We start from the raw sequence: 4,943 nt of genomic DNA on the forward strand, positions 1-4,943 counted from the left end.
TGTAGGATAAAGTAATGTGAAGTCTATATAACGTTGCTCTGCGGTTGCACTTAATAATCCTATAACACGCTTATTTGTGGCAATTAAATTGTTTCTAAATTTTGTTGCAATTTCAATAATTTCTGGTTTTTCTAATTGCGAAATGTCATTAAATTCTGATTTAGAAATATATGCAACTTCACTATCTTCTATAGCTTCAATAAAAATAACTGAAGGTATTTGATTTGTAAAGCTATCCAAATCTGAAATCATCCATTTTTCTGGCGCAAATTGTAAAATATGCTCTTTACCATTATCGTCTAAAGTATAACTCTTAAGGCATCCAGTTTTTACTAAATAACCATGTTTTGTTATTTGACCTTGTTTAAGAAGTACGTCTCCTTTATTAACTTTTATTTTTTTTGTTGTTGGTAAAATACTCATGTATTAGCTAGGTGTTATTTACATAATTCATTTTTATAGCTTGCAGGTAACGGTTTTGCATATACTTTGTGGCGACTTTTCACGGCTGAATCGGCAGAACGCGATTTGCGGAGCAAATGCGGGAAGCAGAACTTGTTTCTGCGTGCGATTCAGCGTGAGTAGGCGCCGTATTAAGGATCTATCCGCTATATCAAGTTACAATAATTGAGTATAAGTTCAATAGGTGTAACCAACTAAGCCATAAAATTTATGCTAAGTTGGCAACTGTATTTTATTTATACAAATTTCAAATTATATTTTCCGCAAATTGCTGTTACCTTTTCCATGTCAGGTGGTCCTGCAGGTAATTCCGATAATTCCTGAAACATTCCCTCTAATCCAGCGGGAAAAATGCTTAACATGGCTCGTGCTTTTTCTTCTCCGACAACTCTCCATGAATGAGGAACTCCTTTTGGACAAAAGATTAAATCGCCAGCTTTTAAAGTGGTGGTCTGATTACCAACGCTCATTTCTACCTGACCAGACAATACTTGAAAAACTTCATCTTCATTCTCATGAACGTGTGGTGGAATTCCGATTCCTGGTTCATTATTCTGCTCAATTAAGGTGTACTGCCCGTTGGTGTCTTTACCTGTCAACTTGATGTTTTGATTGTCTCCTAAAACGTTTAATTTATTTCCCTCTTTCTCTTTAACAATTTTGGGTTTTTGTAATTCTGTAACTTCCGATTTTGAAGGTTCATTAATACTCTCCTCCTTTGATTCCGATTTACAAGCATTAAGTATCGGAATAATCGACAAAGCTCCAATTCCAATTGCTGTTGATTTTAAGAAGTCTTTACGTTCCATAATATTGAGTTTTGATTGGTTAGTTTATATTGTTGCCAACGGCTAGTATATGAAAAGTATGCGATTTCGAAGCACCAAGCTTTCGATTAAACAAAAAGTGTGATACGAGCTAAAAGCCTTGAATTTACTCCTGTTTTGCCTATTTTTTTATATACATTGTTGGCAACCGTTATTTTTTTGATTCAATTTGTAATTGCTCTCGAACATATTCGTTAAGTTCCGATTTGTTTATTTCAAGATGTTTTTCAATCGCATTGTAATAGTCTTCATCAGTTTTGCCACTTGACATAAATTCTTTAAGTAGACTCCAACCGCCTTTGTCCAATATTTTCTTTGCTATTAGTCCGCCCAAAACATAATGATATGAAGTTTCGCTATCCAAGTTAGTTAGCTTGAGCATATTGTTTAGGTCTATTGCTGGATGTTTCTGTAAATAGAGGTTTGTCCGTTTTATATGCCAATCCAAACTTTTTCCACGACTTCCGCCCAATAATGTTGCTACTCCTTCGGAAACCCAAAAATGCTTGTTTGGAAAATGTTCGTCTATTTGAACGTGGAAAACTTCGTGCGGATAATATTCTCCCAAACCACCACAATAAACTTTGTCATCAGTTGCTTTTCCACTCGGCTTTGACTGCCCGCCCATACCAATATAATAATCGAGCCCTTTTAGCACTTGAATTTCATCATAATCGTCAGCGAGATAATATTCAAAAGGTTTTGGCTTTACACCAAAATTCTTACAAGTTTCACTTATAAAATCATTAAGCTTTTGAGCTTTTTGGTAATCGAACTTATGGTATTTAGGATAATAAAAGTCCACAAGACCGACCGTTGTACAATTCCAAGTTTGTTTGTTTACAGTTAAAGCATTGAGCAATTTAAATTTTCCGTTTTCCTTTTTTGCGATATAGTTTGCTATTGCCAAAACGTATGGGCTACCATCTTTTTTGCAATAAGAAAACTGGGCTTTAATTACACAGATGTCATTTTTGAATTTTATGCTTAAAATGTGAACTGGAAATCCCATATAAAGTGAAGGCTTAAACTCGCTTTCCAAGAAGTCAAAATTCTTATGATTCTGTTGTTCTTCAATATTCCAAAATGGATTTTTTGTTTTGTTTTGTGGGTTTGAAGCCAAGTAGTTTTCAAAAAGATTCATTACTTCTTTAGTTTCCGCATTTGTTGAATCAACAACGTGATTATATGTCACTTTTTGTCCAAAAGCACTGATGTTGAAAAAAAGAAGAATTATGATTTGAAGTTGTTTCATTCTAATGGTTGCCACGGTTAGTATATGAAAAGTAGGCGATTACGAAGCGCGAAACTTTCGGTTAAGCACGAAGTTTGATACGAGCCAAAACCTTTGAATTTAGCACTATTTCGCCTGTTTTTTATATACATTGTTAGCGGTTTCGTTGTTTTTTTTATCGTTACATTTTGGCATATATTTGTCTGGGTACTCGTTTTAGGATTATCGCAATTATTTTCCAACGTTTCGTAATATAGGCAATTTGTTTTTTTCGTTTAATAGCTTCAAAAATTTGTTGAGTTGCTTTTTCAACTGTCGCAACCCAAAATTGTCCTTCGCCTTTAGCCATATCGGTATCAACAAATCCTGGTCTAATATCTGTTACAAAAATTGATTCATTTGTTTTTTTCGCTTTTTGTCTTAAACCTTCCAAGTAATTCATCTGATACGATTTTGTTGCATTGTATGCAGGTGCAATTCCACTCCCACGAAGCCCACCAACTGAACTGATTGCAACTAAATGTCCTGACTTCTGATTCTCAAAAAAATTAAAAGCCCAATTTGCGATACAAGTAAATCCTATTACATTGGTTTCAACTGTTCGCTTTTCAATTTCAAAGTCAAGTTTTTCATTTAAGTCGCCCGTTCCTGAACTAATTATTAACAAGTCAAGTCCACCAAGTTCAGTTGTCAATGCGTCTAAATTTTCAACAATTATTTTTGTGTCGGTTATGTCAAAAGCCCGTGTATAATATGAGTTTGGATTTTGGGATTTTAATTTGTCAAGTAATTTTATCCGTCTGCCTGTAATGCCAACTTTATAATCATTGTCAACCAAAATTTCCGCAAGTCCTTTTCCAATTCCTGAAGTTGCTCCAATTATTATTGCTCGTTTCATAAAATAATTTTAAACGCAAAAATAATGATGTTTAGAATTTAAAATCTTGGTGCTGACCAACATTTTAAATCTTGACACGGTTTAACAATTTACTGAAATTTGTAGAGTCTATTCTCAAATAAGAAGCTAAATCTTTATTGGAAACCATATTAATAAGAAAAGGATATTTTTTAGTTAATAGAACAAAACGTGATTCAATATCGTGTGACATTAATTGATAATGTCTTTCTACCATTTCTACTAAAAAGAATTCAGTTATCTTTCGGAACAAAGTTTCAATTTCGCGATATTCTAACATTAATTGTTGATGTTTTTTGTAGGAAATTCTTAAGAAACGGCTATCTGTTATCGTTTCTAAATAACATTTTGAAGGTGTTTGTGTTAGAAATGATTCTGGTATTGTAGAAAAGGAAGGTGCGAATGAAAAAGAAATTATATGTTCTTTATCATCTTTTAAATAATAGGATTTCTGGACACCTTCTAAGACGAAATAAAGGTATTTTTGAGTTTCTCCTTGCGCAGTAATTGTAGTTTTTTTTGGAACTGATATTTCATTCCAATGTGAAATATACTTATTTAAAACTTCATTATTAATTTTGTGTATGCTTAATAAAAAATCTTTCATTTATTGTTTTAATAGTTGAAATTGGTATTTGAATAAATATTATCTTAGATAAGTTCGATTTTTTTTTCAATGACCGCTAACGTTTTATGTATATGGTTTGTTGCGTGTTTTAAGCACCTAATTTAGTAAATAATTACCGACCAAGAAAGTCCACGAGGACTTTCGTAAGTAGGCAAGAAGCTAGCAATAAATTATATACGGTGTTGCCAACAGTTATTTTTTCAGTTCTTCTAATTTCTTTATTTCCCAATCTTTGTCATCATAGATTTTTTTGTTCTTATCATCCCAATCTACAAAATTTCCAGAGTTCAGTTTTTTATGTTTCTGTAATATTTCTTCTTTAATTTCTTTAGGTACAATTACCAAAATATCAAACCTGATTAAATTCTTAATCGATAACAAACTCTTATAAGAATTCTTATCTATTACAGAAGAGGAATTCAAATCCAAATGTTTTAGGTTTATAAGTTTTTCATAAGGTTCTAAACTTTTAAGTCGCAAATTCCTTGGTGCAAAAGCATCTCCGTTTAATGAAAGTCCAATAAGAGAAAATATTTCTCCTATTTTTTCATAATTCTCTATTTTAAAAGAGTTTTCAATTCTTAAATGAGTCAGTTCAATTTTCGTTATTGGCGAAATATCTTTTAATTGAGTAAACCTCTCTAATTCTAATCTTTTTAGTTTTGTCAGTTTTAAAATTGGATTTAAGTCAGTTGCTTTTGAACCGTCAATTATTAAGTCAGTAAGATTTGGTAACTCACAAAAAATGTCAAGAAACTCTTGATTAATTCCAAAAGCGATAGAAATCCGCTTTACTTTATTCAAGTTTGGGATTATTTTAATCCATTCGCCTTTTACTCTTTCTTTTTCTTTTTTTCCAGCAACGTGCCATTGAAA

Annotated in this window: 5 protein-coding genes and 1 pseudogene; all 6 read right to left on the reverse strand. The window is 32.2% G+C overall.

Features of this window, described 5'->3' with window-relative positions; all coding sequences use genetic code 11:
• Positions 1-423 (reverse strand): Crp/Fnr family transcriptional regulator (locus AB8B65_RS20385; protein WP_405303127.1); only part of this gene is annotated, 423 nt, incomplete at its 3' end.
• Between the two features lie 275 nt (positions 424-698).
• On the reverse strand, positions 699-1,271 hold the full coding sequence (locus AB8B65_RS20390; protein ID WP_405303128.1) for a cupin domain-containing protein: 573 nt from the start codon (positions 1,269-1,271) through the stop codon (positions 699-701).
• 169 nt (positions 1,272-1,440) lie between these two features.
• On the reverse strand, positions 1,441-2,544 hold the full coding sequence (locus AB8B65_RS20395) for a hypothetical protein (protein ID WP_405303129.1): 1,104 nt from the start codon (positions 2,542-2,544) through the stop codon (positions 1,441-1,443).
• 160 nt (positions 2,545-2,704) lie between these two features.
• Positions 2,705-3,421, reverse strand: a complete 717-nt coding sequence (locus AB8B65_RS20400) for an SDR family NAD(P)-dependent oxidoreductase (protein WP_405303130.1) — start codon at positions 3,419-3,421, stop codon at positions 2,705-2,707.
• Between the two features lie 64 nt (positions 3,422-3,485).
• Positions 3,486-4,046: a Crp/Fnr family transcriptional regulator gene (locus tag AB8B65_RS20405; RefSeq protein ID WP_405303131.1), complete on the reverse strand. Its 561-nt coding sequence runs from the start codon at positions 4,044-4,046 to the stop codon at positions 3,486-3,488.
• 213 nt (positions 4,047-4,259) lie between these two features.
• A pseudogene (locus AB8B65_RS20410) lies at positions 4,260-4,943 on the reverse strand (hypothetical protein); the annotation flags it as partial.

Origin of the sequence: Kordia sp. (genome assembly GCF_045105435.1) — a bacterium.
Classification (GTDB): Bacteria; Bacteroidota; Bacteroidia; order Flavobacteriales; family Flavobacteriaceae; genus Kordia.

Bases quoted from the DNA above. Each gene is read 5' to 3' on its own strand.
- AB8B65_RS20390 (WP_405303128.1), bottom strand. From the start codon at position 1,271: ATGGAACGTAAAGACTTCTTAAAATCAACAGCAATTGGAATTGGAGCT.
- AB8B65_RS20395 (WP_405303129.1), bottom strand. From the start codon at position 2,544: ATGAAACAACTTCAAATCATAATTCTTCTTTTTTTCAACATCAGTGCT.
- AB8B65_RS20400 (WP_405303130.1), bottom strand. From the start codon at position 3,421: ATGAAACGAGCAATAATAATTGGAGCAACTTCAGGAATTGGAAAAGGA.
- AB8B65_RS20405 (WP_405303131.1), bottom strand. From the start codon at position 4,046: ATGAAAGATTTTTTATTAAGCATACACAAAATTAATAATGAAGTTTTA.